Here is a 26,284-nt window from a genome sequence, read left to right as displayed (position 1 = left end):
GCACACGGCGAGGTGGAGGCCTATTAGCGTTGTTTCATGCAGAAATACATTGTGAATGTTCCTGCATCGGCATCAGGAGTAATTGAAAGGGCCCTCCAACTGACATGGAAATGCCCTGACGTGAATGACCTTCCTGGCAATACCTCCCTCGATTCAGCTTTCAGCGAAATTACCCAACTGATTGTGACCGCGCGACAACGCGCTATGCAGGCGGTCAACACAGAGCTGATTGAGCTGCACTGGCAGGTTGGGGCCTACATCAGTTGCAAAATTGAAGCGGCGGAGTGGGGTGATGGAGTCGTTGCCCAGTTGGCTATGCACCTTGAGCGTACACAGCCTGGACTGCGTGGGTTTACGCGACGAAATCTATTTCGAATGCGCCAGTTCTATGAGGCGTACAGGGGTGATGAAAAAGTGTCAGCACTGCTGACACAATTACCCTGGACCCAGAATCTGATCATCCTCAACCAGAGCAAACACCCGGAGGAGCGTGAGTTTTACCTGCGCATGACAATCCAGGAGAAGTGGTCGAGCCGCGAACTGGAGCGGCAGTTCAAGGCCGCTCTGTTTGAACGTTCAGTGGTCAGCCCGGCAAAAGTCTCAGCACCGCTGAGACAAATTCATCCCCAAGCCCTGGAGGTGTTCAAGGATGCCTACGTGGTCGAGTTTCTGGCTCTGGAGCGTGGTCATGCAGAGACAGATTTGCACGGAGGCCTGCTGCATAAGCTCAGGGATTTTCTGATCGAACTGGGCAGGGACTTCTGCTTTGTGGGTTCGCAATATCCGTTGCAGGTAGGTGGGCGTGACTTTGCGCTGGATCTGTTGTTTTTCCACCGTGGGCTGAACTGCCTGGTGGCGATCGAACTCAAGGTCGGGCGCTTTGAACCGGAATACCTGGGGAAGATGGATTTTTATCTTGAAGCGTTGGACCGCAATGTCCGCAAGCCACACGAAAACCCGGCGCTCGGCGTATTGCTGTGCGCGAGCAAAGAGGACGAAATCGTCGAGTACGCCCTGAACCGCTCACTGTCGCCTGCCTTGATCGCGGAGTACCACACCCAATTGCCAGACAAGAAATTGTTGCAAGCCAAACTGCAGGAGTTTTATGCGCTGAATATTGAAGGCGTTGAGTGATTTTTGTCGTTGATCATTTTCTTTCAGGCATTAAAAAGCCGGCTTGTGGCCGGCTTCTCGGGGACTGGCTTGGATCATTTTTGGTAAACCGCGCCAGCCTTCAAAACGTACACCCGGATCTTGCGTCCGGCTGTGGGACCTGGTGAGAAAGTCATCTGTCAGGTCAGTGCATCTGGGCCGCGGGGCGGGTCGATGCGTAAATGTGGGGCGCAGCATACGCAGGTTTGAGGGAAATTCCCAGCGGGAAGTGCCGGGCAGAGCCATCGGCCACCCGGGTGGGTGGCCGATGGCTGTTCTGGGATGCCTTAAAGAAATGGCACCGCCGGCCGTCGTTTGTTCAGGGTCGACCACCAGAACACCCAACCCAGCACCCTGATGTTCTGCTCTTCGATTTGTGCGGCCCTGAAGATTTCGTCCGGGTATTCGGCGCGGTTGTGGCTGCGCAGTCGCAGGGAATTGCCCGGTAGACGGTGCAGGTACTTGATGCGCAGCATGCCGTCATGTTCGATGGCGTAGATCTCGCCATCGACAATCTGGGTCAGGCCACGGTCAATCGCCAGGGTCGAACCGTCTTCGATTTTTTCCCCCATGCTATTGCCGCTCATAAGGGCGCAGATAGCGTCGGCGTGGTTGATTTCCAGGGAATCGAGGTGGCTGCGGGGCAGGCGGATGGATTTCTCGGGGTCTTCTATGACGTGGGTTTTGTTGGAACCCGGGGCGGTGACAGCTTCCTTGAGGAATGGCAGTTCGACGTCGACAGGCTCGATGACCGTGTAGACACCGCGGATGGTTTGGGCATCGAAGGTGTTGCCGGATTCGTCGAGCAGGCGCAGGTGCTGGGCATCTTTCGAGCCTTCGCCGGTTTTCAGCCAGTCGCTGCTGACGGAGAGTTTTCTGGCGACTTCTTCCATGCAATGGGCGGGCACACCGCGGGTGTACCAGTTATGTACATTTTGCGGAGCCGTATCCAGGAATTCGGCAAATCCTGTGGTCGTGATGTTCGCTGCTGCAAGGAGCGCTTTAAAGCGTGGGCCGCTAGTGTTCTTTTTCATGAACGCGAGTCTACTGACGGCTAACCAGGGTTTGAATAAACACCTCGTTCAAATTTCGCGGGTAATTTACGACCGGATGTAAGACATTCTTGGGGGGAGTTAAACAAGCAAAAACCATTGGACGGTCTGTTTAAACGATGTGTTTGGCGTGCTTATCAAGCGCCCACAAAAAAACCCGGATCTCCCGGGGTTTTTTGTGGGCGCTTGCAGCTGAAAGCCTGCAGCCGGACTTAGCCTTTATAGGCAGCAACCGACTTGGTGATCGCGTCGCGGGCGGCGTCTGCGCCGGCCCAGCCTTCGATCTTCACCCATTTGCCTTTTTCGAGATCTTTGTAGTTCGCGAAGAAGTGCTCGATCTGCTGGATCAGCAGCGCTGGCAGGTCGGTGTATTCCTTCACGTCGACGTACAGCTGGGACAGCTTGTCGTGTGGGACTGCGATGACCTTGGCATCGCCGCCGCCATCGTCGGTCATGTTCAGGATGCCGACCGGACGCGCGCGGATCACCGAACCTGGAGCAACCGGGTAAGGGGTTACGACCAGCACGTCGAGGGGATCACCGTCGTCAGCCAGGGTGTTCGGGATGTAACCGTAGTTGGCCGGGTAGAACATTGGGGTGGCCATGAAACGGTCAACGAACAGGCAATCGCTGTCTTTGTCGATTTCGTATTTGATCGGCGCGTGGTTGGCCGGAATCTCGATCGCGACGTAGATGTCGTTCGGCAGGTCTTTGCCAGCCGGAATCTTGCTGTAGCTCATTGGGCGTTGCCCCCGTTAGTTGACCAGAAATACTTGGCCGGATTGACCAAAAAGTGGCGGCGATTATAGGCATATTCCTGGATCGACGCCACGCACCAGAAGTCGTATGGCGCTCACTGGTGTGCCTGATAGACAGGGTCATGCGCCTTTAGTTGCTTCAACCTCGCCAGCGGGTCCTGGCGATAGAACAACTTCAGCTGCTGGTACACCTGTGGATAAGCCTTGTGCAGCAAATCCGGGGCGCTGAAGAAGTATTCGCTGGTGACGGCGAAGAACTCGGCAGGGTTTTCGGCGGCATACGGGTCGATGGCAGTTTTGGCATCGGGATTGCGTTCCAGTTGCCGGTCGAGGTCGTCGTAGGCCTTTTGCATGACGCTGGCCCAGTCGCTGACCCGCATGTCCGGGTGCAACGGCGGCAAGCCGTTGGCGACGCCATTGAGCATGTCGAGTTTGTGCGCCAGTTCGTGGATGACCAGGTTGTAGCCTTCCCAGCCTCCGCTGGCCATTACGCCCGGCCAGGCAAGGATGATCGGGCCTTGCTGCCACGCTTCACCGCTGTGCTCACCCACCCATTCGTGCTCGACGCCGCCGACATCGCGATGGCGCTGGGGGCTGAGGAAGTCGTCGGGGTAGAGAATGATTTCGTGGAAGCCCTGATACCAGTTCAGGTCGCCGAGGTTCAGCAGCGGCAGTTGCGCCTGGGCCGCGAGCAGCAAGCGTTGCTCCTGATGCAGTTCGACACCGGGCAGGGCGGTCAGATGCTTGTCTTCGAGGAACAGCACGCAGGCTTCGCGCAGCCATTGGTCTTCGGCGGCACTGATGCCATCGAGAAAACTCAGGTGATGGCGCACCCGTTGCCACATGTCATCGGCAATCGGGTGCCTGGCCAGGGTGCGCCGGCGACGCCAGGCGCTCAGGGACCACATCGTGTCATCGCGATTCGGCTTTGGAGCTCGAACCCGCAAGGCGGTTACGCACCATGCCAATGATCATCGGCACCAGCGAGAGCAGGATGATGCCGACTACCAGCAGCGACAGGTTCTTCTTGATGAACGGCACGTTGCCGAAGAAGTAACCGAGGGTCACCAGCCCGCCGACCCACAAAACAGTGCCGAAGACACTGAAGGCGAAGAAACGCGGATAAGGCATTTTCCCGACACCGGCGACGAACGGTGCAAAGGTGCGGATGATCGGCAGGAAACGCGCCAGGGTCACGGTTTTGCCGCCATGTTTGTCGTAGAAATCGTGGGTTTGTTGCAGGTAATCGCGGCGGAAAATCTTCGAATTCGGATTGCTGAACAGTTTTTCACCCGCCGTTCGTCCGATGATGTAGTTGGTGCTGTCACCCAGAATCGCCGCGAGCATAAGCAGGCCGCCGAGCAGTACCGGGTCCATGCCGCCACCGGCCGCCACGGCGCCGGCAATGAACAGCAGGGAGTCGCCCGGCAGGAAGGGCATGACCACCAGACCGGTTTCACAGAAGATCACCATAAACAGGATGGCGTAGATCCATGCCCCGTAGTTGGTTACAAGCATGTCGAGGTAGACGTCGAGATGCAGGACGATGTCGATCGGGTTGAAATCCATGGAAAGCACCTGTGGTAATGGCCCGACTCAGCAGGCCTGTGCGGATGACTTCGCGTAAGACTACGGATAAGGGTAGTTTTTCTTACAAGCCGGGGAGTTCGGGATTATACGAGGCGAGAGGTGAAAATCGCGTCGAGATTGTAGCGGGGAATGTCATGACAAGACCGATGGCTTGATACCGAACCCGTGGGAGCGAGCCGGCTCGCTCCCACAGGTGCAGGTGATTCAGAGTTCGTCGCTGATCGGCAGCACATAGTTCTTGAATTCGGTGTCTTCCTTGAATCCGATGGACTCATAGGTTTTCTGCGCGACTTCGTTGTTGCTGCTGGTGGAAACACGCATGCGCACGGCATTGGTTTCCTTGGCCATTTTTTTTGCGGTGCGGATCAGGTTGTCGGCCACCAACTGGCGGCGGGCATCCTCGGCGACATAAATATCGTTGAGGATCCACACGCGTTTGAGCGAAAGCGAGGAGAAGCTCGGGTATAGCTGGCAGAAACCCATCAGTCTGTTGCTGTCGTCATCGGACAGCGCCAGGTAGATCACCGACTCCTTGCGGCGCAGGCGCTTTTCGAGGAACGCCCGGGACGAGTCCGGATACGGCAGGGAACCATAAAACTCGCGATATTTGACGAACAACGGGGTCAGCAGGTCCAGGTGTTCGAGGGTCGCTTGAATAATCCGCATGGTAGGTCTCGTCTTCAAGTGGCTGTCTTACGTCTCTGACGGCGATGGGAAACCCTTGGCGGCCGTGCCACGATCCTGCCTGAAACTGGTACGAATGTGCAACGCGCAAGCGGTTCAGGCATTCGGCGGGCCAAGCAGGAAATTACCTTTCATGTCGGCTTGCGCGTCCGACTCCAGTGTCTGAACCTGCGCTTCATCCTTCAGATTGACCCCTGACAACTGCCGCCGGCAGGCTTCGCGCATCAAATAAAGCAAACGGTGTGCCGCCATGCCGTAACTCAGGCCTTCAAGCCGCACGTTGGAGATGCAATTACGGTAGGCATCGGTAAGGCCGATCTTGGGATTGTAGGTGAAATATAAACCCAGGCTATCCGGGGAGCTCAGGCCAGGGCGTTCGCCGATGAGGATCACGGTCATTTTCGCTCCGAGCAATTCACCGATTTCGTCAGCGACCGCCACGCGCCCCTGTTCCACCAAAATCACCGGCGCTACCGTCCAGCCTTGCGCTGCAATCTGTTCTTCGAGGCGCGCCAGAAAGGGCAGGGTATGGCGATGAACGGCCAGTGCCGACAGGCCGTCAGCGATCACTATCACCAAATCGACCCCGCCAGGATGCGCCGAAGCGTATTCACGCAAGGTCTTTGCCGATGCGTCACTCAGTTTTCGTCCCAGGTCCGGGCGTTGCAGGTAACTGTTGCGGTCGATCGCTGCGCTGTGCAGTACAAGGCTTTCGTGTCCGCGTTCGGCCAGTTGTGAGCTGAGTGCCGCATGATCGAACGGCAAGTGCACCGCATCCCGCGCCTGAGCATGGGCGTATTGGAAGTCCAGTTGTGCGCGAGTGGGAATGCTGGTGCCGGTTCGGCCCAGGGCAATTCGCGCCGGTGTCAGGCGTCGCAGTTCCAGCCATGGATTGTGGGGATCGAAGGGTAGTTTATCCATGTCAGTTTTCATCCCAGTTGCGCCAATGCCTGGCGAAAGGCCGGCGGCAGGCTGTTGCCAAACAGAACCCGGCCGTCCGCCTGGGTGAAGATGCCCATTTTCGCCAGCCACTGCTCGAACTCCGGCGCGGGCTTCAACCCCAGGGTCTGCCGGGCGTAGAGCGCATCGTGGAACGAGGTGGTCTGGTAGTTGAGCATGATGTCGTCGGAGCCGGGGATACCCATGATGAAGTTGATCCCGGCGACGCCCAGCAGGGTCAGCAGGGTGTCCATATCGTCCTGGTCGGCTTCGGCGTGGTTGGTGTAGCAGATGTCGCAACCCATGGGCACGCCCAAAAGCTTGCCGCAGAAGTGGTCTTCCAGGCCGGCGCGGATGATCTGTTTGCCGTTGTACAGGTATTCCGGGCCGATGAAACCGACGACGGTGTTGACCAGGAACGGGTTGAAATGACGCGCGACGGCGTAGGCCCGGGTTTCGCAGGTTTGTTGATCGACGCCATGGTGGGCGTTGGCCGACAGGGCGCTGCCCTGACCGGTTTCGAAGTACATCAGGTTCTGGCCCAGCGTACCGCGATTCAGACTCAAACCGGCGTCATGGCCCTCCCTCAATATACTCAGGTTAATGCCGAAACTGGCGTTGGCCGCTTCGGTGCCGGCGATCGACTGGAACACCAGATCCAGCGGGACGCCGCGATTGACCGCTTCGATCGACGTGGTGACATGGGTCAGCACACAAGCCTGGGTCGGGATTTCGTAGCGCTGGATGATCGCGTCGAGCATCTCCAGCATGGCGCAAATCGAAGCGATGCTGTCGGTGGCGGGGTTGATGCCGATCATTGCGTCGCCATTACCGTGCAGCAGACCGTCGAGAATGCTTGCGGCGATACCGGCCGGTTCGTCGGTGGGGTGGTTCGGTTGCAGGCGTGTGGACAGTCGACCGCGCAGGCCCAGGGTGCCGCGAAACTGTGTAACCACGCGGATTTTTTGCGCCACCAGTACCAGATCCTGCACACGCATGATCTTCGACACGGCGGCGGCCATTTCCGGAGTCAGGCCGGGGGCCAGGGCGCGCAGGACCTGTTCGTCGGCGGCATCGCTGAGCAGCCAGTCGCGAAAGCCGCCGACGGTGAGGTGGCTGACGACCGCGAAGGCTTGTTTGTCATGGGTGTCGATGATCAGGCGGGTGACTTCATCGGATTCGTAGGGGATCAGCGCTTCCTGCAGGAAGTGGCTTAGCGGCGTGTCGGCCAAAGCCATCTGTGCCGCGACACGCTCGCCGTCATTGAGGGCCGCGACGCCGGCCAGAAAATCCCCGGAGCGCGCCGGGCTGGCCTTGGCCATCACATCCTTGAGGCTGTCGAAGCGGTAAGTCTGGGCGCCGACGGTATGGGCATATACGGCCATGGGGCGGGGCCTCCTGATCAATTCAAAAATTCGATGCGCTGTTCTGTGGGAGCGAGCTTGCTCGCGATAGCAGTCTTGCATCCGCCACATGTGCTGACTGACACACCGCCTTCGCGAGCAAGCCCGCTCCCACAAGGGAATTGCATGCACTTCAATAATGCAGGCACCAGGCTCGCGGCCCGGTGCCGGTGCATTTAGATACCTTCGAGCATAGCGTCTGCCGGTGCCTCGGAACGTTGCTTGGCGGTCAACTGGAAGTACAGGTAACCGGCAACCATGAAACCGAGGAAAACCAGGCCGATCACGGTGTTGAACCAGGCCATCGCCACCAGGCACACCACCGCCAGAAACAGCGCGATCCCCGGTACGATCGGATAGCCCGGGGCGCGGAAGGTGCGTTCCAGGTTCGGTTCGGTTTTACGCAGTTTGAACAGGCTCAGCATACTGATGATGTACATCACGATGGCGCCGAATACCGACATGGTGATCATTGCCGCCGTCAGGGTCATGCCTTGCAGGTTGACCAGACCGTCGCTGTAGATCGCCGCGATGCCGATCACACCGCCGGCCAGAATTGCCCGGTGCGGAGTCTGGAAGCGCGAGAGTTTGGCCAGGCCTTTGGGCAGGTAACCGGCGCGAGCCAGGGCGAAGAACTGCCGTGAATAGCCAAGAATGATCCCGTGAAAGCTCGCCACCAGGCCGAACAAACCGATCCACACCAGCATGTGCATCCAGGACGAATTGTTGCCGACCACGGCTTTCATCGCCTGAGGCAACGGATCGTTGATGTTCGACAGTTGACGCCAGTCGCCGACACCACCGGCCATCACCATCACGCCGATGGCCAGGAACACCAGGGTCAAAATGCCGCTGACATAGGCTTTGGGGATGGTGCGTTTCGGGTCCTTGGCTTCTTCGGCGGCCATGGCTGCACCTTCGATCGCGAGAAAGAACCAGATCGCGAAGGGAATGGCGGCGAAAATACCGGGAATCGAGCCCATCGTGAATTCATTGGCACCCGACCAGCCATTGAGTACAAAGTTGCTGAAGCTGAAGCCCGGGGCGACCACGCCCATGAACACCAGCAGTTCAGCGACCGCCAGCACAGTGACCACCAACTCGAAGGTGGCGGCGATGCTGACGCCGAGGATGTTCAGGCCCATGAACACGAAATAGGCGCCAACGGCGGCGATCTTCGGGTCCAGTTCCGGGTATTGCACGTTGAGGTAGGCGCCGATGGCCATGGCGATGGCCGGTGGTGCAAAGACGAATTCGATCAGGGTGGCGATGCCGGCGATCAACCCGCCTTTTTCGCCAAAGGCCCGGCGGCTATAGGCAAACGGCCCGCCAGCGTGGGGAATCGCAGTCGTCAGTTCGGTGAAGCTGAAAATGAAGCAGGTGTACATCGTCGCCACCATCAGTGCGGTGACGAGAAAACCCAGTGTGCCTGCGGTGCCCCAGCCGTAACTCCAGCCGAAGTACTCGCCGGAAATCACCAGGCCGACGGCAATGCCCCATAGATGCAGGGTGCCGAGTGTAGGTTTGAGCTGTGTGGAAGAAGTAGTCATAAGTCCTCTCTATTTTTTATTGTTCGATCTTTTGGACTTTCGGGTGCGACGGGTTGGGTGCAAATCCTGAATGATGGGTAGGCAAGGCCCGTGCCAGAGCGGCCAGGCCTTGGGTGTTGAGTCATTTAGGACGCCATCGCGAGCAAGCTCGCTCCCACAGGGTTGTGGGTAAATCCACTTTTTGAGGCTTACTCAAATCAGTGTGGGAGCGAGCTTGCTCGCGATGGCTGCTTGAAGGGCGACACAGAAATATCTGTGTCGCCCCCGGTTTTTAGAAGAAGCCCAGCGGATTGATGTCGTAGCTCACCAGCAGGTTTTTGGTCTGTTGGTAGTGGTCGAGCATCATCTTGTGGGTTTCACGACCGACGCCGGACTTCTTGTAGCCACCGAACGCGGCGTGCGCCGGGTACAGGTGGTAGCAGTTGGTCCACACACGACCGGCCTTGATGGCGCGGCCCATGCGGTAGGCGCGGTTGATGTCGCGGGTCCAGAGGCCGGCACCCAGGCCGAACTCGGTGTCGTTGGCGATGGCCAGGGCTTCGGCTTCGTCCTTGAAGGTGGTGATGCTCACCACCGGGCCGAAGATTTCTTCCTGGAACACACGCATTTTGTTGGTGCCCTTGAGCAGGGTCGGCTGGATGTAATATCCGCTTGCCAGGTTGCCCTCGAGTTTTTCCACTTTGCCGCCGGTCAGCAGCTCGGCGCCTTCGCCCTTGGCGATTTCCAGGTACGAAAGGATTTTATCGAATTGCTGCTCGGACGCCTGGGCGCCGACCATGGTCTCGGTGTCCAGCGGGTCGCCACGTTTGATTTGCAGGACCTTCTTCATCACCACTTGCATGAACTCGTCGTAGATCGACTCTTGCACCAGCGCACGGGAAGGGCAGGTGCAGACTTCGCCCTGGTTGAAAAATGCCAGCACCAGGCCTTCGGCGGCTTTCTCGATGAAGGACGGTTCGGCCTTCATGATGTCTTCGAAGAAAATGTTTGGCGACTTGCCGCCCAGCTCCACAGTGGACGGAATGATGTTTTCCGCTGCGCATTTCATGATGTGCGAGCCGACCGGGGTCGAGCCGGTAAAGGCAATCTTGGCGATGCGTTTGCTGGTGGCCAGCGCTTCGCCGGCCTCTTTGCCGAAGCCTTGCACAATGTTCAGCACGCCCGGTGGCAGCAGGTCGCCGATCAGTTCGACCAGCACGGTAATGCCCAGCGGGGTTTGCTCGGCAGGCTTGAGCACCACGCAGTTGCCGGCGGCCAGGGCCGGGGCGAGTTTCCAGGCGGCCATCAGGATCGGGAAGTTCCACGGAATGATCTGCCCGACCACGCCCAGCGGTTCATGGATGTGATAGGCCACGGTGTTGCCGTCGATTTCGGCAGCGCTGCCTTCCTGGGCACGGATGCAACCGGCGAAGTAGCGAAAGTGGTCGGCGGCCAGCGGGATGTCGGCGTTAAGCGTTTCGCGCACGGCTTTGCCGTTGTCCCAGGATTCGGTGATTGCCAGCAGTTCGAGGTTCTGTTCGATGCGGTCGGCGATTTTCAGCAGCACCAGCGAGCGCGCCTGGGCGGACGTGGCACCCCACGCGTCGGCAGCGGCGTGGGCAGCGTCCAGGGCCTTGTCGATGTCTTCGGCCGTGGAACGGGGGAATTCGGCAATCGGTTGGCCATTCACTGGCGAGGTATTGGTGAAGTACTGACCTTTGACAGGCGCGACGAACTCGCCGCCGATGTAGTTACCGTATTTGGCTTTGAACGAAACGATAGCGCCTTCAGTACCGGGGTGAGCGTAACGCATAGTGGTTTCTCCTTGCTTTTGTGCTTATAGGGAGTCGCGCATGTGCGCTTGCTTTAAGCGTAGAGCAAGGGTCGGGCCAGTGCGCTGCAGCTCAGGCAAATCAAGGCCTTGCGCATTTTTTGTCGGACGGATGGAGCATGCCTGTGACGCTTGCGGTACAGCCGGCGTGACACTTTGTACCGTTTCTGGCACAACCTGTGACTGGGTAGTCTTGCAAGCATTGCAATGCAGGCCAGGCTGGAGGATGCTCGGCATCACCTCATGCACGGGACGCCGAGCCCCGGGGAGAATAACAAGAAATGCACGACAACCATTTGAGTCGCCATGCCCAGCAAGTATTGACCGTGACCCAGGGCAAGGCCCACCTGCACGGTCCCGGCAGCGATCCGTCCATCGCCCGTTCCTGGCTGCGCTGCCTTGAGGACTATCACCTCGATCCGGCCTTGAGCATCGCGCCGACGGTGCTGGAACATGGTCGCGTCCTGGAAAGCCGCGAACGCTTGCAGCAAGTGCTGCACATTGCCGGCAATGAAATGACCAGCCTGCACCAGCAGCTCTCCGGTGCCGGCCATGCGGTATTGCTGACCGACGCCCGCGGCGTGATCCTCAATTGCGTCACTGCGCCCGCCGAGCGGCAGATTTTCGAGCGTGCCGGACTCTGGCTCGGCGCCGACTGGAGCGAAGCCTGTGAAGGCACCAACGGCATCGGCACCTGCCTGGTGGAGCGTCAGTCGCTGACCATTCATCAGGACGAACACTTTCGCGGCCGCCACACCGGCCTGACCTGTTCGGCGAGCCCGGTCTTCGATCCTCATGGCGAACTGCTGGCGGTGCTCGACGTGTCGTCGGCGCGCCGTGATGCCTCAAGGCAAAGTCAGTTCCACACCATGGCGCTGGTCAATCTGTCGGCGAAGATGATCGAGAGCTGCTACTTCCTGCGCTGCTTCGACAATCAATGGTTGCTGCGTTTTCATTTGCAGGCCGAGTCTGTCGGTTTGTTCAGTGAAGGGTTGCTGGCATTCGACGGAGAAGGGCGCATTTGCGCGGTGAACCAGAGTGCGCTGAACCTGCTGGGACATATTCGCGGCGGCTTGTTGGGTAAGTCGGTTGAGGCGTTTTTCGATTGTTCGCTCGATGAGTTGCTCGGTCGCGCGAGCACTAATGCCGCCGCCAGTTGGCCCTTGCGCACCCGTGATGGTCGCAAGTTGTTCGCGGTATTGCGTGGTGAGGCGAGGCGGTCGCTGCCAACTCCGGTGATGCCTGCTCTCAAGGTTGCGCAGGCGCCGCGACTGTCGGGTATTTGCCTGGATGACGCAGCGTTGCAGGCGGATTTCCGCAAGGCCCTGCGCGTGTACGAGCGCGACGTGCCGCTGCTGATCAATGGCGAAACCGGCTCCGGCAAGGAAGCTTTCGCCAAAGCCGTGCACCACGCCAGCCAGCGGGCGGAAAAAGCCTTTGTCGCCCTCAATTGCGCGGCCATTCCCGAAAGCCTGATCGAAAGCGAACTGTTCGGATATCGCGGCGGCAGCTTTACCGGTGCGCGCAAGGAAGGCATGCGCGGCAAGTTGCAACAGGCTGATGGCGGGACCTTGTTCCTCGATGAAATCGGTGACATGCCACTGGCCCTGCAGACGCGATTGCTCAGAGTGCTGGAGGACCGGCAAGTGGTGCCGATCGGTGGCGAGCCGGAAGCGGTGAATGTGCGGATCATCAGTGCCACCCACCGCAACTTGCTGGATCGCGTGGAGGACGGCAGCTTCCGCGAGGATTTGTATTACCGCCTCAACGGGCTGGAAGTCGCATTGCCGCCGTTGCGCGAGCGTAGCGACAAATCCCGGTTGCTCGACTTTTTGCTGGCCGAGGAGGCGGGCGCGGAAACGGTGTTGATCGACGGACCGGCGCGGGAGGCCTTATTGGGATTCGCTTGGCCGGGCAACGTGCGGCAGTTGCGTAATGTGCTGCGTACGTTGGCGGCACTGTGTGAAGACGGGCGGATCGGCCTGGAGGATTTGCCGGCAATGATTCGCCAGGCGCGGCCGGTGGTGTCGACGATTGAAGAGGCGTCGGAGCATCCGCTGGAAGATGCCGAGCGGCTGGCGTTGCTCGCGGCGCTGGAGCAGGCGCGGTGGCATATGACGCATACGGCGGAGCAGTTGGGGGTCAGTCGAAATACCCTCTATCGGAAGCTGCGTAAACATGGGATTGCCCGATAAAAGCTTTTGTAGCGAGGGAGCAAGCTCCCTCGCCACAATGACCACAGCGAATCTCAGCTAAAGAGTGCGATTTTCCCCTCCCTAAGCTAACCTGCGACCAAGTTTTACGAGGTCGACTATGCACATTCATATTCTTGGTATCTGCGGCACTTTCATGGGGTCAATGGCGGTTCTGGCCAAAGAGCTGGGCCATCACGTGACGGGCTCCGATGCCAACGTCTATCCGCCGATGAGCACTCAGCTGCAAGCCCAGGGTATCGAATTGACCCAAGGCTACGACCCGGCGCAACTTGATCCGGCCCCTGATCTGGTAGTGATCGGCAACGCCATGTCCCGGGGTAACCCGGCTGTGGAGTACGTGCTGAACAAAGGCCTGCCTTACGTCTCAGGCCCGCAATGGCTGGCCGATCACGTGCTGCAAGGTCGTTGGGTACTGGCCGTTGCCGGTACGCACGGCAAGACCACCACCAGCAGCATGCTGGCCTGGGTACTGGAGCACGCGGGCATGGCCCCGGGTTTCCTGATCGGCGGCGTGCCACAAAACTTCTCGGTGTCGGCGCGCCTGGGCGATACGCCGTTCTTCGTCATCGAAGCCGACGAGTACGACAGTGCGTTCTTCGACAAGCGTTCGAAGTTCGTGCACTACCGTCCGCGTACGGCAATCCTGAACAACCTCGAATTCGATCACGCGGACATCTTTCCGGACCTGCCGGCCATCGAGCGACAGTTCCATCACCTGGTGCGGACCATCCCGAGCGAAGGCCTGGTGATTCATCCGACCACTGAGCCGGCGTTGCAGCGTGTTATCGAGATGGGCTGCTGGACGCCGGTGCAAACCACCGGTGCCGGCGGTCAGTGGCAGGTCAAGCTGCTCAGTGAAGATGGCTCGAAGTTCGAAGTGATGTTCGATGGCGTCGCCCAGGGTGTGGTCGAGTGGGACATGACTGGTCAGCACAACGTCGCCAACGCCCTGGCGACCCTGGCTGCCGCACGCCACGTCGGCGTGGTGCCGTCCATGGGCATCGCCGCGTTGAGCGCCTTCAAAAGCGTGAAGCGCCGGATGGAGAAAGTTGCGGAAGTCCGTGGCATCACCATCTATGACGACTTCGCGCACCACCCGACTGCCATCGCCACCACCCTCGACGGGCTGCGCAAGCGCATCGGCGATGCACCGTTGATCGCGATCATCGAGCCGCGTTCCAACTCCATGAAGCTTGGCGCGCACCGTGACGGATTGCCGGAAAGCGTGGTCGATGCCGATCAGGTGATCTGGTATGCACCAGCCAACCTCGGCTGGGACCTGGCGGGTACTGCGGCGCTGTGCACTGTGCCGTCGATTGTCAGCGATTCGCTGGAAGGCATCATCGAGCGCGTGAAGAGCCAGGCGCAACCGGGCACCCACGTGGTGATCATGAGCAATGGCGGCTTTGGCGGCCTGCACGGCAAGCTGGCCGAGGCGCTCAAGTGAACAACGGCCCGGACCGCATCACGCTGGCGATGACCGGCGCTTCCGGCGCCCAGTACGGTTTGCGCCTGCTCGACTGCCTGGTGCGGGAGGATCGTGAAGTGCACTTCATGATTTCCAAAGCCGCGCAGTTGGTGATGGCCACCGAAACTGACGTCACGCTGCCGAACAAACCGCAGATGATGCAGGCGTTCCTCACCGAATACACGGGCGCTGCCGCCGGGCAGATTCGGGTGTACGGCAAGGAAGACTGGATGTCGCCAGTGGCTTCGGGCTCTGGCGCACCAGCGGCGATGGTGGTGGTGCCGTGTTCGACGGGTACTTTGTCGGCCATCGCCACGGGTGCCTGCAACAACCTGATCGAGCGTGCCGCCGATGTGACGCTCAAAGAGCGTCGCCAGCTGATTCTCGTGCCTCGTGAAGCTCCGTATTCGAGCATTCACTTGGAGCACATGCTCAAGTTGTCGAACATGGGCGTGACAATCCTGCCGGCATCTCCGGGCTTCTATCATCAGCCGCAAACCATCGACGACCTGATCGATTTCGTCGTGGCACGGATTCTCAACCTGCTGAATATTCCTCAGGACATGTTGCCGCGCTGGGGCGAGCATCATTTGACCAGCGATGAATAAGCTGCTGGTGATGGTACTGGCGCTGCAATTGGTCGGGTGCGCCACGGCGCGCACGCTCGATGCGGCGAAGCCGGGGGCGCCAGTGGTGTACTCGGGGACTCGTCTGGATTTGTACGCGATGAACGGTGGGTGCTGCGCCAAGGACCGTTTCGGAGCCGAAGCGCCGAGCTATCCCGGTGTCGACCTGCCGGCCAGTGCGTTGCTCGACACGCTGCTGTTGCCGCTGTCGTTGCTCACGGTTTTGGGCGTGAATTTTCAGGCGACGGGTGGATTGTAAGAGAGCGCTTCGCGCTCTATCGCGAGCAAGCTCGCTCCCACAGGTTTTTCAGCGATTACAAAATTTGTGTACGACACAAAATCCTGTGGGAGCGGGCTTGCCCGCGATGAGGCCCGCTCAGGCACTATAAAATTACTTGCCCAACTTCCTCAGCTCATCCGACTCGACAATCCTGACCCCGTCCTGCTCTTCCAGCGCCAGGCGCCACATCGCGCGAGCAAGTTGGCAGGCCTCGATACCATGGTATTTGCCAGGGATCAGTCGTGACAACGGGCCGGCGACTTTCTCGCCCAGTCGCGGTTCGGTGCGTTCGCCCAGCAACAGCGAAGGTCGGCAAATAGTCAGCTGCGGCCAGTCCTGCGCGCGCAGTGCGTACTCCATCTCGCCTTTGACCCGGTTGTAGAAAATTGTGGATCTGCGATCGGCTCCCAGTGCACTGATCACGATCAAATGCCTTGCGCCCATCTCCCGTGCGCGTTTGGCAAAGGCCACGACCATGTCCAGGTCCACCGCGCGGAACGCCTGTTCCGAGCCCGCCTGTTTGATGGTGGTGCCCAGGCAGCAGTAGGCGATGTCGACACGACCGTTCAACTGCGGCAGAAGCTCCACCGGGTCGCCGACCGGGTTTTCAAGGTGGGGGTGCTTGGCCAGGGGCCGGCGTGAGGGTGCCAATACCCGGGCAATCGTTGGCTCGTTAAGCAGGCGATCAAGCAGGTGTTCACCCGTCAAACCAGTGGCTCCGGCAAGCAGCACGTGCTGGGGCGTCAAGTACATAGTGTTTCTCCCTTGATACTGTTCAGCTTAGTTGCTGTTTGCATCCTTGCTTTCGATAGACGCACTTTGCAGGGCTTTTCGTGCCTGCTGTTTGCGCAGTAATTGCCAATGCGAGAGGACGGTTTTCGGTGCCCAGATCTGTGGTTCGGAGGCTTCGAAACCGTCTGCCAGTTCACGTTCGGCGACAGTGGCCTTGGCCAGTTTGAAGGCTTGTTCCAGATCATCGGTCTGGTTCAGGGCCTGGGCGAACAGTGCATCGCCGAAGTAAGTGAAGTTGGCCTCTTCCGAGCAACCGAAAGACACCCGGTCGGCCCGCGAGGCTGTCATGATCAGGGTTCGTTCATCCTTGAGGGCGGGGAGGAATCCGCCGGAGTAACAGGCCGAAATCACGATGATCTTGTCGCGGTTTTTCAACGGGGCGAGGACAGCAGCCATTTCGTCGGCTGGCAGGTCGGCCAACTCCATGCGTGGCTGGTCAAGCACCAGCTCGTGTTCGCTGGTGCCATGGCTGGTCAGGTAGATGAAAATCAGGTCTTCCGGCCCGCTGCGCTCGGCGAGCGTCAGGGCGGCACGGCGCAGGTTTTCCCGAGTCGCCATCGGGCGGTCGGCGAGGTGATCGCGATGGTTCACCAGGCGGATCTGGCCGAAAGCGCCGAAACGGCTGTTGAGCATATTGGCGACGTAGTCGGATTCGCGCAGAAACACGCTTTGCTTGCCATCACCGCCCAGGGTCAACGAATACAGTTCCACCGCTGGGGTCGAGGGCGGAATATTGGTCAGCGCTGCGTCGAGCAAGCGCCCCTGGGCCAGCAGGCCGAGTTCCAGGGTGTCGGGCAATAACTTGCCCTCGGCGTCGCGCACGCGCTGGCCGCTGATCCAGGTGCCGCTGAGCACGGTGCCGTCGGTCAGCACCAATGTGCCGCGCCCCTGGTAACTGTCGTTGTCGAACTGACCGGTGTAAAAACTGCCGTCAGACAGGTTCAGTCGGCCCTGGCCGGAAAAGCGCCAGTCATTGAACTGGCCGATGTAGTGGCTGCCGTCAGTGCCGATCAACTCGCCCTTGCCGTTCAGCGAGCCTTCCTTGAACTGGCCCAGCCAGACATCGCCGTCGGCGTTTTCGTAGCGGCCTTTGCCGTGCAGTTGATTGTTCTTGAAGCTGCCGACATAGATGTCGCCATCGGCACTGTTGAACGTGCCGTTGCCTTCCAGTTGGCCTTCGACGAAGTGCCCGGTGAACTGATTGCCGTTGCCGTCACTGCGCTGGCCTTCGCCATTGGGTTTGCCGTGGGCGAACTGGCCCTGATAGGTGCTGCCGTCTTCAAGTTCGAGGCGACCCAGGCCGGCGAATTGATCGGCCTTGAACTCTCCGCGATAGCTCATGCCGTTTTCTTTGAGGGTGCCTTCGCCGTCGCGTCGGCCGGCCTTGAAGCCGCCGCTGTAATTGCTGGTATTGGTGGTCAGCGCCCCCTGGCCGTCGAACAGTCCCTGATTGAACTGCCCGCGATAGACCTCGCCGTTGCTGCCGTGCCATTCGCCCTGGCCATGCCACTGGCCTTTGTCGAATTCGCCGGCGTACCAGCTGCCGTTCGGGTAGTCGATGCGTCCCTTGCCTTGCAGCAAGCCATTGACCAGGTCACCACGATAGCGTCCGCCATCCGGCAGGCGGGCGTCGGGGGCCAAAAGCGATTCGCCGTCGCCGCAAGCGGTGAGCATCAGGGTCAAGGCAAGGAGTGCAAGTGGGCGCATAGCGGATTCCGGGCAATTAGGCGAGGGAGTATGCCGCAGCTATGTGTCCTTATATAGGGTGAGGTGCCGCTAGAAGGCGCGAAACAGCATGAGCTGCTTCGCATCCGGGAAGGTTTATACGAAGCACAGGGACAGGGGTTCGGCGATGTACGCCGGCTTGTCCGAACCTTCGATTTCCAGGGTGGTGGTGGCCTTGAGCAGCCATTGGCCGGGTTTTTTCTCGATGACTTCGGTCAGGTCGACCTTGAGTCGCACTTTCGAATTGACCTTGACCGGCTGAATGAAGCGCACGCTGTCGAGGCCGTAGTTGACCACCATCTTCAAGCCTTCGGGCATGACGAGGATGTCTTCCATCAGTTTCGGGATCAGCGACAGCGTCAGAAAGCCGTGAGCGATGGTGCTGCCAAATGGCGTTTGCGCGGCCTTGACCGGGTCGACGTGGATGAACTGAAAGTCCCCTGTGGCTTCGGCGAACAGGTTGATGCGCTCCTGATCGATAGTGAGCCATTCGGAACGTCCAAGTTCCTTGCCGACATAATCTTTGAGCTCTGCAACTGGAACATAGGGCATTGAGACTCTCCTTGGGTTCATCGGTTTTTTAGTTTTGGCTTGCGGGGATCTGACCTCCCGGCTTACCACTTTAGATCAACATGACCAAACGCTCCGGTCAACTGACCATGCTTTTGGCGAATGCCGGTCTATAGCGCGGGCATGCTTATAATGCCCGGCCAATGCGGGTGACGGATTTTGCGGGAGGTCAACAATGTTGCTACGGGGTCTGACGTGGCTGGTGCTGTTCCAATTGCTCGGCACGGCGATCAATCATTTGTTTTTGCCCGTGCTGCCGGGGCCGATTGTGGGGTTGCTGCTGTTGCTGGTGTACCTCATCTATCGCGGACAGGTCGGCGAGCCACTGAACCTGGCGGCCAGCAGCCTGTTGCGCTACCTGCCGCTGTTGCTGGTGCCGCCAGCCGTGGGCGTGATGGTCTATGCCACTGACATCGCGGCGGACTTCTGGGCCATTGTCGGTGCGCTGGTGTTGTCGCTGCTGCTTTCGATGGCCTTCGCCGGGGTGCTGATGCAGCGCATGGTCAAGCGTCACGCTCACTCCGAGGACAGCCAATGATCTTTGACTGGCACGGCGCCTGGACGTCGGTGATTCACCATCCATTGTTCGGCATAGGCATTACCCTTGGCGCCTATCAACTCGTCCTGGCGGCATTCGAGAAAACCCGTTGGATCTTTTTGCAGCCGGTGCTGGTCTCCATGTTACTGGTGATCGGCGTGCTGGCGGGCTGCGGCCTGACCTACGCCGAGTACCGCAAGAGCACCGAGATCCTGAGCATCCTGCTCGGCCCGGCCACTGTCGCGCTGGCGGTGCCGCTTTACCTCAACCTGCGACGGATTCGGCAGTTGTTCTGGCCGATATTTACTACGCTGGTGATAGGTGGTGTCGTGGCTACGGGCATGGGCGTGCTGCTGGGCTGGTGGTTCGGTGCCGAACACATGATCCTGATGACCATGGCGCCGAAGTCGGTAACCTCGCCGATTGCCATGTTGGTGGCTGAGCAGATCGGTGGTGTCGCGGCGCTGGCAGCGGTGTTCGTCTTGATTACGGGTGTGATCGGGGCGATTTTCGGCCCGGCCCTGTTGACCCGGCTCGGCGTGCACAGCCCGGAAGCCAGGGGGATGGCGCTGGGCATGACGGCCCACGCTGTCGGCACGGCCGTGGCGATGCAGGAAAATGAAGAGTGCGGCGCCTTCGCGGCGCTGGCGATGAGTCTGATGGGTGTGGCCACGGCGGTTCTCCTGCCGCTGGCGGTGTCGATGGTGGTGTAAGGAAATGTCTATGAGTCTGCCGCTTTTTCCGTTGAACACAGTGCTGTTTCCAGGCTGCATCCTCGACCTGCAGATTTTCGAAGCGCGCTATCTGGACATGATCGGCCGCTGCATGAAACAGGGCGGTGGTTTCGGCGTGGTGTGCATCCTCGAGGGTGAAGAGGTCGGGATCGCCCCGGCCGGCTACGCGCTGGTGGGTTGCGAAGCGCTGATCACCGATTTCAATCAACAGGACAACGGTCTGTTGGGGATTCGGGTTCGAGGCGGACGGCGTTTCCATGTATTACGATCGGAAATCCAGCGCGATCAATTGACCGTCGCCGAGGTCGAGTGGCTGGAAGACGAACCGGAGCAGCCACTGCAGGACGAGGACGCCGACCTGGTGGCATTGCTCAAGGCCCTGGCGGAACACCCGATGGTTGAAGCCTTGAACATGGGCACTGAAGCGACCGGGCAACAGTCACTGGCCAATCAGTTGGCGTACTTGTTGCCCTTCGCTGAACTGGACAAGATCGACCTGCTGCAACTCGACGATCCGCAGCAACGACTGGATGCGATTCAGGCGTTGCTGGATGAGTTGCAAGGGGAGTTGTTTGCCTGAGGCGCTGACTTTTTTTGTTGCTTATCTGGCAGTTTGTTCGCTCCGTGAGCAGTGAAGCACCTGCCGCCCATCGATAACCCATAGCGACGCCAGGATAGTCTCCAGGCGTCGTTTTTTATGGGTAGCACGCCGGTGGGTGGGATCGATTTTACAGAATCAGGTTCTGTAATGCTCGGGAACTGGCCAGACGATATCGTTGGCAAATACCTCCACATCTCTGGGAAGTTCCAGCACCGGTTTTCCCGAAGCGGCAACCTCGTCTATCAGCTGATCATAGCGAGTCACCGGTACGAAGAAAGTCCCATCACCCGGCACTACCTCCTTTCGATAGGATACGGCCTGGTTGTCTCCCGCCCAGGTTGCTTTCTCGATAGCGTCAGCGTCGGCCCCGGCTTGTGTGTAAATATCGTCGACCCTGGCGGCCCGGGTCAATTCTGAATTCACCAGCCAGATCCTCTCCGCACTGATGCCTCGGGTGGGCATTGATATGCGGCCTTCCAGTGCATCCGGGTCAAAATGTATTCCAGTTCGATTTAGTTCAATGTTTTCCCAGCCGGGTACGACCTCGATCCCGCGTGTGTCAATGACATAGATGAATCCCAAGTGTTGGTTGCGTCTGAGCGCCGGATAGTCTTTTGAGTCGTCAAACACAAAGGAGCTGTCAGAGTCCGACTCGGAGCCGTCACGATTTCCTTCTGTAACAGTGCTGTCCGAATCCGAATTCCTGGCGGGGTAGAGGTTGGCTTGAGAGTTGTACTTCAGTGGGTGCTCATAACCGCCGAGATGTTTTTTATACCCGATGGCGTTACCCAGACTGAACGTTACGCTGAATCCCCGTTTTGTGGTGGAGCCGGTTGCATTGCCTTTAAGGTGGATCATGCGCCTGTCTCGGGCCAATTCCATCGGTGTACGATGATCGCCCCTGAACATCGATGGAATATCCGTTCGGTATAAAGCGCCGTGCAGGTTGCGCTGATAGCCAGCGTGTTGCAGAAATTCGTCAAAGAATTCTTCAGTAAACCTATCCCGAAGTTTGTGCTGGCGGCCATAATCGTCGCCTTCATTTCGCAATTTTAAGATGTACGGTTCCAGCTCTTCAGCGACCAGTTTAAATCTCTGATCGTCGTCTTTATTTTGAGTCAAAAGCTTGTGTTGTTCAGCCCACTCAGGCATTTGTCCGCTTGCCAGTTCCTGGCGCAACCGTGCCTGTTGGTTCTCGCTCAGGTTGTAGCTGCGCAGCAGTTTCGCGCGCTCGGCAAAGGAATGCTGCGGATAAACCCATTTCAATGAATCGGTTAAATAGAGGTGGGTGGCAGGTTCTGCGAAACGCCTGACCCATAACGGCACTTTACCGGTTTGTTGCACTTCTGCCCGGAATAGCAAAATTTCCGGGCCGTGAATCCGATACAGTTTCCAGATGTCGCCATCGGTCCATTGCGCCAGGTTCACCGGTACAGACGCATCACCCCTGGCTTGGGCTGGATCCACGCGAACCCATCGGTGTTGTTCATCCCTGAAGGCGAAACCACTCTCGGGGGCTTGAAAAGGCGAGCCGCCGTAGCTGACTGCGTAATACCCCTGGGCATCCGGTAGATGGCTGACGGTGTATCGGTTGCTGTCGAAGTAAGTGGTGGGTTTGTTCAGGCTCCAGACATCGCCCGTGACGCTTCGATAAAGCGGTGGCCCGAAAGCGCCTTGTTCTTGGGGTGACTTTGCGCGGTAAGTGTTGAGTCTGGTATCGAACTCGACCATCACTGTTTGTGTACTGTTACCCACGCCGTCGACGACCTCGACGTCGACAAACCGTCTGTTCTTGAAAATCCTCAGTCCATTCTCGTCGGGTGCGGGTAACTTGCTGGAAACCTGTTGTACATAGGGCTCCAACAGTGGAGTCCTGACATCATGGTGGGATGTGGCGGGAGCAGGGATTCCGGTCGCCACCACGATTGGTAACTTGAGCGCAGTGTTGTCGAGCGCAGGGTCCTGGGCCGGTTTCACAGGGGCGGAGGAGACGGTTGAGCCTTCGGGCCAGAATCGGTTTGCTGGACCGAACACTGGATCGTCGGTCGAGCCGTCCGGCGTTCTCGGTCGCTGCGTTGAGGTTCCTGGTGCTTCGACCGTTGGGGTGGTGGGACGGATTCCAGGTTTTTGACGCATGAGGGTGCACTCCATCTTTAATGAATCAGCCATTCCTTCGGCTGAATGAGGCCAGCGCCGACGTGACGATGAACGTCACGTCGGGCTTGCGGTGATAAGTCGATGACAGGCTGATCAACCAGGCTGGATCGGTTGTATAAACAGAGCCTGGGGGGCAATGCGGTAGTCGGGATCCGTATCGATGCCCCAATAATCGTCGGTTGAGTTGTAGTACACCGTTCCGTCAATCCGTGGCGAGAAGCCGATATGTTCAACAACAATTTTTGCGGCCAGTTCTTCTCGCTGCCGGTGGGCCCGGATGTCGATTAGCAAGGCATCGATGCTGGCGTAGCCTCGCGCGTTGATCAGGTAGAGTTGCAGCACTTCAAATAAAAGCTCGACGGAATAAATGTTTCCGGATGAAGTCGCTACGCTGATGGAGTCTACCGGCCCCGGATGGTCCACACTCGGCAACAGGATCGCTGCGCTACCGACTTTCAGTTTTTCGGACGTCAGGTGTATTTCGTTGCGCGTAACGGTTTCTGTCAATTGCGTACTGAAGAGGGTCCAGGTCGATGCGTTAGAGGTTTGCGCGACGGCACCCGGTGTGGACAGGCTGAACAGGGTGTTGCTGAGGGGATACACATCGTAGGTCGAGGCTTGGCCATGCACGACATAGATCCCTTTATGCGGGGGCGGGGGGAAGTTGACCTTCTGCGGACTGGCGGCAAGCAAATAAGGCTTGATGCGTACGGGGTTGAGAAAGCGATAGTGCCCGTGACGAAGCTTCAGGCATTCCCGGGTGCTACGTGATTTGTAACCCGGATTGGTTGCGTCCTCACGGTAGGAAATATTCGGGGGGACCAGTCGATAGGATTTGCCATCCTGCATCACCAGGACAACGTCATGCGCGCAGTGAATGCCGGCGATCCGAATGCCGCTATTCATATAGGCCGCTATGTGTCGCTGTTGTTTTTCGCGAATGATGCCTGTGAGATTAACAATTTTCGAAGGCAGAAAAATCCATATATTGAAGTTTGAATACTTCAGAAACGTGTAGCCCGAGATGCCCGTTTCCGCTTCGACGGTATAGCTGACTTTAATTTCATCTATTTCCTCATCTTTGTAGTCCAGATATACCGCGACGGAAGTTTCAGGCGTGTTGGCTTCGGCGATGAAGTTGACTCTGCGGCCATCGCGCGAAACAAAGTAGTGCGGCGAATCCCGCTTGGCGATCACCACTGCTCCGCTGTTGGTTATATAGGGCGCCGGCGCCGGGGGGCCGCCAGTCGCCTCGCACTCTACATCGTAATCGAGTGAGTCAGGCAGTTGAGCAGGCAAGATGGGCACCAGCTGGTAACCGTCCTGGGTTCTAAACTGCAACCGGTTGTTTTTCACCCGGCGCAGACCGTCGACATGTTCATAGATATTCTCGACGGTCAGCGCGTGTTGCGGGAGCTCGCCGTCCGTGTCCCGCAACGAACGGATGACCAGCGAGGTATCGATGATCCTCCAGCTTTGAATGCGCTCCATGGGCCAGCCGAATTCGATGAGGCTCGCTTGTTCGCCGTCTTCGACTAGTGATACTCGAGCGTTTGTATCCGCAATGTAGTAGCGGTCCGTTCCGGGGCCGCCATCAACCCGAGCGTCCCAGCCGCGGATCGCGATCGTGTCATCTCCTGGTCCGGCATCGATGTGGTCGTAACCGTTGGCCGAGATCTGATTGGCTTTGTCGTCCCCGGTGACTCGATTTGAACCCTTTCGCAAGGTCGAGATGTTTTCGATGGAGGTGAACTCCGCGATCAGGATGTCGTCTTTCGCACGGTCCTCATGACGCAAGGCCACCTTGCCGGTCTGCAGGTTGACATCGTAACCGACATGAAGTGTATCAGCGCGGGGACGGGAACCCTCGAAGGCCAGGGTGTCGGAGCCCTCAAAACCGTCCAGAACACTGGTGCGTGCCGGCTGCACTGGCCGGTTCAGTTCCGCTTCGGTTGTTTCGAAGTAAAAACTGTCATTCTTGTCACCACCGACCAGTTTTTTGACCCCGTTGCGATAGACGAAAATATTGGGCTTGTCCTTGGGGGCGTAGACCTGATCATCGCCGTCACCGAGTCGCCAAAGAATGCCTTTGTTTTCGCCTCCGCTGCCTTTGACACTGCCTTTGAGGTTTGACGGAAGCCCGTCACGCGCAAGGATAATATCGTCGGTCTCAACGATAGCCGGCTCCGTATCAAGCTTGTAGGGTTCTTCTCCGGCGTTTTCGTCCCATTGGTAGTGCCAGATTTTGATTGTCTTCAGTGTGACGTCGAAACCGCCATTTACGATGTATTCCAGTTCTTCTTTATAAGGACCTTCAAGTAAGGTTTTTGCCGAAAGCTCTAACTGTGCGGTGTAATCACTCAAGGTCTTGTTAATTTTGAAGCGGTCCATCACATCCTTTTGCACTTCTTGACGAAAGAAGGCGAGCAATCCGGCAAGCATCCGTTCGCCAAAGTCCAGTTCAACGTAATCATCAATATCGTCCACGATCCGTGCGGCCCGGTAGATTTCCCCTCCCACGATGAGGATCGCAGCGGCGGCGAGGCCAACAGGACCGGCGACGCTGCCGAAACCGGCCAGCGCTGCCGCGCCCAGCGAAAGACTGAGTATCGCGCTCGTCACGTTCATCGCGCCGCTGACATAGTCATCCTGTGCTGCCTTGCCTTGCTTGCCCGCAGCGGCCTGGAAGGAACTGACGGCTCCGTAAATGTCGAATGGCAGAGTGAGGACGCTGGCAAATAACCCGGCCCCTCGACTCAGGGTTTTCCCCACCGATGTGGCGCAGTACCCATTGAAGGCCGTTCCGCCGCCTACGAGCATCTTTATACCGACTTTGGACAGGCCTCGTTCGACGATCAGTGAACCTGCTTCGCTTGCGATACCGCCGGCGTTTATTCCTGCATCAAGCCATTCACCGGCGTCAACGGCGTCCCTGATTCCGCGCATGCCGCTGTAAATGCCATAGGCCTGCATACCTACGCCGAAGCGGCTGAGATTTTTATTGACCCAAGGTGGCAAAGGAACGTCGGCTGGATGAATGTCGATTTTCTGGGCTGCGTCGGCCAGCCTCGCGAAACGATCCGTCGGGCTGCCAGGCGTGATTGATTTGTCGGCGGCCATGAGGCGTGGGGCGTTCTCCGAGCGCAAGCAGGCCAGTTCGAAGATGAACGTGGTCACTTTGCCACTGTCTGCGGGATTGGCGGAAATGTCCCGGGCCATGACCTTGGCCGGATCGATGCTCAGAGCGTCGAGGAAATCCTGATAGGGCTTTTTAAAGTTCGTGTTTGCCGCGCTGATGTCTTGGCCAGCGATCTTCGCGCCCAATTTGCTGAGTTCCACACGGCTTATGGTGCTTTCGCCAAAACGCAGTGGCCCCAGCTTTTTATCCAGCGAGGCAAGCGTGTCGGCAGATGAAGAGTTGGCTGTTACAGCGTCCGGCGCAGGTGTCAGGGGTGGCGCGCTGGGAGACGTATCAATCACGTCCGTTGGCCCAGGTGTCAGAGGTGGAGCGCTGGGAGAAGTATCAATCTGGCCGGCGGGCGGCGCATGACTGTTGGCCGATGCGCTGATCGCCGTGACCTGCATCGGTAAGTGGGTTGAAGTTTCCATGGCGGGTTCGATAAGTTTGGCCATTGTTTA

General features: G+C 58.6%; 22 protein-coding genes. 8 read left to right on the top strand and 14 right to left on the bottom strand.

The window, feature by feature from the left end:
- Positions 1–120 precede the first annotated feature (120 nt).
- The gene (locus AC1DU9_RS08325) at positions 121–1,134 is read left to right on the top strand and encodes a PDDEXK nuclease domain-containing protein (protein WP_223460845.1); all 1,014 of its coding nucleotides are present in this window, start codon (positions 121–123) and stop codon (positions 1,132–1,134) included.
- A gap of 305 nt (positions 1,135–1,439) precedes the next feature.
- Here AC1DU9_RS08325 and AC1DU9_RS08320 read toward each other — a convergent pair whose 3' ends face one another.
- The 9 genes from AC1DU9_RS08320 to exaC form a co-directional block, all read right to left on the bottom strand.
- On the bottom strand, positions 1,440–2,186 hold the full coding sequence (locus tag AC1DU9_RS08320) for a S24 family peptidase (protein ID WP_223460847.1): 747 nt from the start codon (positions 2,184–2,186) through the stop codon (positions 1,440–1,442).
- Between the two features lie 230 nt (positions 2,187–2,416).
- A complete protein-coding gene (gene ppa, locus AC1DU9_RS08315) occupies positions 2,417–2,944 on the bottom strand; it encodes an inorganic diphosphatase (protein WP_007894323.1) in 528 nt (175 codons plus the stop codon).
- Between the two features lie 113 nt (positions 2,945–3,057).
- The gene (locus tag AC1DU9_RS08310) at positions 3,058–3,870 is read right to left on the bottom strand and encodes a M90 family metallopeptidase (RefSeq protein ID WP_223460849.1); all 813 of its coding nucleotides are present in this window, start codon (positions 3,868–3,870) and stop codon (positions 3,058–3,060) included.
- Between the two features lie 4 nt (positions 3,871–3,874).
- Positions 3,875–4,531 carry a DedA family protein gene (locus AC1DU9_RS08305; protein WP_046041661.1) on the bottom strand — a complete coding sequence of 219 codons (657 nt, stop codon included), beginning with the start codon at positions 4,529–4,531 and terminating at the stop codon, positions 3,875–3,877.
- Between the two features lie 225 nt (positions 4,532–4,756).
- A complete protein-coding gene (locus AC1DU9_RS08300; RefSeq protein WP_223460852.1) occupies positions 4,757–5,218 on the bottom strand; it encodes a GNAT family N-acetyltransferase in 462 nt (153 codons plus the stop codon).
- 114 nt (positions 5,219–5,332) lie between these two features.
- The gene (eutC, locus tag AC1DU9_RS08295) at positions 5,333–6,157 is read right to left on the bottom strand and encodes an ethanolamine ammonia-lyase subunit EutC (RefSeq protein ID WP_223460854.1); all 825 of its coding nucleotides are present in this window, start codon (positions 6,155–6,157) and stop codon (positions 5,333–5,335) included.
- 8 nt (positions 6,158–6,165) lie between these two features.
- A complete protein-coding gene (locus AC1DU9_RS08290) occupies positions 6,166–7,560 on the bottom strand; it encodes an ethanolamine ammonia-lyase subunit EutB (RefSeq protein WP_223460857.1) in 1,395 nt (464 codons plus the stop codon).
- A 194-nt stretch (positions 7,561–7,754) separates the two neighbouring features.
- Entirely contained in the window at positions 7,755–9,128 is a 1,374-nt protein-coding gene (gene eat / locus AC1DU9_RS08285; RefSeq protein WP_223460858.1) for an ethanolamine permease, read from the bottom strand.
- A 271-nt stretch (positions 9,129–9,399) separates the two neighbouring features.
- Positions 9,400–10,920 carry an acetaldehyde dehydrogenase ExaC gene (exaC, locus tag AC1DU9_RS08280; protein ID WP_223460861.1) on the bottom strand — a complete coding sequence of 507 codons (1,521 nt, stop codon included), beginning with the start codon at positions 10,918–10,920 and terminating at the stop codon, positions 9,400–9,402.
- 299 nt (positions 10,921–11,219) lie between these two features.
- Here exaC and AC1DU9_RS08275 point away from each other — a divergent pair, with 299 nt between their 5' ends.
- The 4 genes from AC1DU9_RS08275 (at position 11,220) to AC1DU9_RS08260 (ending at position 15,507) form a co-directional block, all read left to right on the top strand.
- Complete coding sequence (locus AC1DU9_RS08275) at positions 11,220–13,133, top strand: sigma-54-dependent Fis family transcriptional regulator (RefSeq protein ID WP_223460863.1); 1,914 nt, start codon at positions 11,220–11,222, stop codon at positions 13,131–13,133.
- Positions 13,134–13,251: 118 nt separating this feature from the next.
- Positions 13,252–14,601: a UDP-N-acetylmuramate:L-alanyl-gamma-D-glutamyl-meso-diaminopimelate ligase gene (gene mpl / locus AC1DU9_RS08270; protein ID WP_223460865.1), complete on the top strand. Its 1,350-nt coding sequence runs from the start codon at positions 13,252–13,254 to the stop codon at positions 14,599–14,601.
- Positions 14,598–15,230 (top strand): flavin prenyltransferase UbiX, encoded by a 633-nt coding sequence (gene ubiX / locus AC1DU9_RS08265; protein ID WP_223460866.1) that lies wholly within the window; start codon positions 14,598–14,600, stop codon positions 15,228–15,230. Before mpl ends, ubiX begins: the two co-directional genes overlap by 4 nt.
- On the top strand, positions 15,223–15,507 hold the full coding sequence (locus AC1DU9_RS08260) for a YceK/YidQ family lipoprotein (protein ID WP_223460869.1): 285 nt from the start codon (positions 15,223–15,225) through the stop codon (positions 15,505–15,507). Before ubiX ends, AC1DU9_RS08260 begins: the two co-directional genes overlap by 8 nt.
- 132 nt (positions 15,508–15,639) lie before the next feature.
- Here AC1DU9_RS08260 and AC1DU9_RS08255 read toward each other — a convergent pair whose 3' ends face one another.
- From AC1DU9_RS08255 to AC1DU9_RS08245, 3 genes are all read right to left on the bottom strand, one after another.
- Positions 15,640–16,281, bottom strand: a complete 642-nt coding sequence (locus AC1DU9_RS08255; protein ID WP_223460871.1) for an oxidoreductase — start codon at positions 16,279–16,281, stop codon at positions 15,640–15,642.
- A 27-nt stretch (positions 16,282–16,308) separates the two neighbouring features.
- Positions 16,309–18,027, bottom strand: coding sequence for a C13 family peptidase (locus AC1DU9_RS08250; protein WP_223460874.1), 1,719 nt, complete (start codon positions 18,025–18,027; stop codon positions 16,309–16,311).
- A gap of 114 nt (positions 18,028–18,141) precedes the next feature.
- Complete coding sequence (locus tag AC1DU9_RS08245; protein ID WP_223460876.1) at positions 18,142–18,597, bottom strand: MaoC family dehydratase; 456 nt, start codon at positions 18,595–18,597, stop codon at positions 18,142–18,144.
- Between the two features lie 193 nt (positions 18,598–18,790).
- Between AC1DU9_RS08245 and AC1DU9_RS08240 the strand changes: the two genes are divergently transcribed.
- The 3 genes from AC1DU9_RS08240 to AC1DU9_RS08230 are packed head-to-tail and all read left to right on the top strand — an operon-like array spanning position 18,791 to position 20,467.
- Positions 18,791–19,153 carry a CidA/LrgA family protein gene (locus AC1DU9_RS08240; protein WP_223460879.1) on the top strand — a complete coding sequence of 121 codons (363 nt, stop codon included), beginning with the start codon at positions 18,791–18,793 and terminating at the stop codon, positions 19,151–19,153.
- Positions 19,150–19,866, top strand: a complete 717-nt coding sequence (locus AC1DU9_RS08235; protein ID WP_223460881.1) for an LrgB family protein — start codon at positions 19,150–19,152, stop codon at positions 19,864–19,866. The genes AC1DU9_RS08240 and AC1DU9_RS08235 overlap by 4 nt, the downstream gene beginning before the upstream one ends.
- A 10-nt stretch (positions 19,867–19,876) precedes the next feature.
- A complete protein-coding gene (locus AC1DU9_RS08230; RefSeq protein ID WP_223460883.1) occupies positions 19,877–20,467 on the top strand; it encodes an LON peptidase substrate-binding domain-containing protein in 591 nt (196 codons plus the stop codon).
- Between the two features lie 156 nt (positions 20,468–20,623).
- Here the strand turns inward: AC1DU9_RS08230 and AC1DU9_RS08225 are convergent, their stop codons facing one another.
- On the bottom strand, positions 20,624–22,624 hold the full coding sequence (locus AC1DU9_RS08225) for a hypothetical protein (RefSeq protein WP_223460885.1): 2,001 nt from the start codon (positions 22,622–22,624) through the stop codon (positions 20,624–20,626).
- Positions 22,625–22,738: 114 nt separating this feature from the next.
- Positions 22,739–26,278: a calcium-binding protein gene (locus tag AC1DU9_RS08220; protein ID WP_223460887.1), complete on the bottom strand. Its 3,540-nt coding sequence runs from the start codon at positions 26,276–26,278 to the stop codon at positions 22,739–22,741.
- Positions 26,279–26,284 lie beyond the last annotated feature (6 nt).

Source organism: Pseudomonas sp. P4_C1 (assembly GCF_056402155.1).
The sequence above is the reverse complement of the archived record's forward strand: the minus strand, read 5'-3'. Positions and strand labels throughout refer to the sequence as shown.

Coding starts and splice junctions, on each gene's coding strand:
- AC1DU9_RS08275 (WP_223460863.1), top strand. CDS start 11,220: ATGCACGACAACCATTTGAGTCGCCATGCCCAGCAAGTATTGACCGTG.
- AC1DU9_RS08320 (WP_223460847.1), bottom strand. CDS start 2,186: ATGAAAAAGAACACTAGCGGCCCACGCTTTAAAGCGCTCCTTGCAGCA.
- AC1DU9_RS08290 (WP_223460857.1), bottom strand. CDS start 7,560: ATGGCCGTATATGCCCATACCGTCGGCGCCCAGACTTACCGCTTCGAC.
- AC1DU9_RS08260 (WP_223460869.1), top strand. CDS start 15,223: ATGAATAAGCTGCTGGTGATGGTACTGGCGCTGCAATTGGTCGGGTGC.
- AC1DU9_RS08250 (WP_223460874.1), bottom strand. CDS start 18,027: ATGCGCCCACTTGCACTCCTTGCCTTGACCCTGATGCTCACCGCTTGC.
- ppa (WP_007894323.1), bottom strand. CDS start 2,944: ATGAGCTACAGCAAGATTCCGGCTGGCAAAGACCTGCCGAACGACATC.
- mpl (WP_223460865.1), top strand. CDS start 13,252: ATGCACATTCATATTCTTGGTATCTGCGGCACTTTCATGGGGTCAATG.
- AC1DU9_RS08255 (WP_223460871.1), bottom strand. CDS start 16,281: ATGTACTTGACGCCCCAGCACGTGCTGCTTGCCGGAGCCACTGGTTTG.
- AC1DU9_RS08245 (WP_223460876.1), bottom strand. CDS start 18,597: ATGCCCTATGTTCCAGTTGCAGAGCTCAAAGATTATGTCGGCAAGGAA.
- AC1DU9_RS08230 (WP_223460883.1), top strand. CDS start 19,877: ATGAGTCTGCCGCTTTTTCCGTTGAACACAGTGCTGTTTCCAGGCTGC.
- AC1DU9_RS08220 (WP_223460887.1), bottom strand. CDS start 26,278: ATGGCCAAACTTATCGAACCCGCCATGGAAACTTCAACCCACTTACCG.
- eutC (WP_223460854.1), bottom strand. CDS start 6,157: ATGGATAAACTACCCTTCGATCCCCACAATCCATGGCTGGAACTGCGA.
- exaC (WP_223460861.1), bottom strand. CDS start 10,920: ATGCGTTACGCTCACCCCGGTACTGAAGGCGCTATCGTTTCGTTCAAA.
- eat (WP_223460858.1), bottom strand. CDS start 9,128: ATGACTACTTCTTCCACACAGCTCAAACCTACACTCGGCACCCTGCAT.
- AC1DU9_RS08240 (WP_223460879.1), top strand. CDS start 18,791: ATGTTGCTACGGGGTCTGACGTGGCTGGTGCTGTTCCAATTGCTCGGC.
- AC1DU9_RS08310 (WP_223460849.1), bottom strand. CDS start 3,870: ATGTGGTCCCTGAGCGCCTGGCGTCGCCGGCGCACCCTGGCCAGGCAC.
- AC1DU9_RS08305 (WP_046041661.1), bottom strand. CDS start 4,531: ATGGATTTCAACCCGATCGACATCGTCCTGCATCTCGACGTCTACCTC.
- AC1DU9_RS08225 (WP_223460885.1), bottom strand. CDS start 22,624: ATGCGTCAAAAACCTGGAATCCGTCCCACCACCCCAACGGTCGAAGCA.
- AC1DU9_RS08235 (WP_223460881.1), top strand. CDS start 19,150: ATGATCTTTGACTGGCACGGCGCCTGGACGTCGGTGATTCACCATCCA.
- AC1DU9_RS08300 (WP_223460852.1), bottom strand. CDS start 5,218: ATGCGGATTATTCAAGCGACCCTCGAACACCTGGACCTGCTGACCCCG.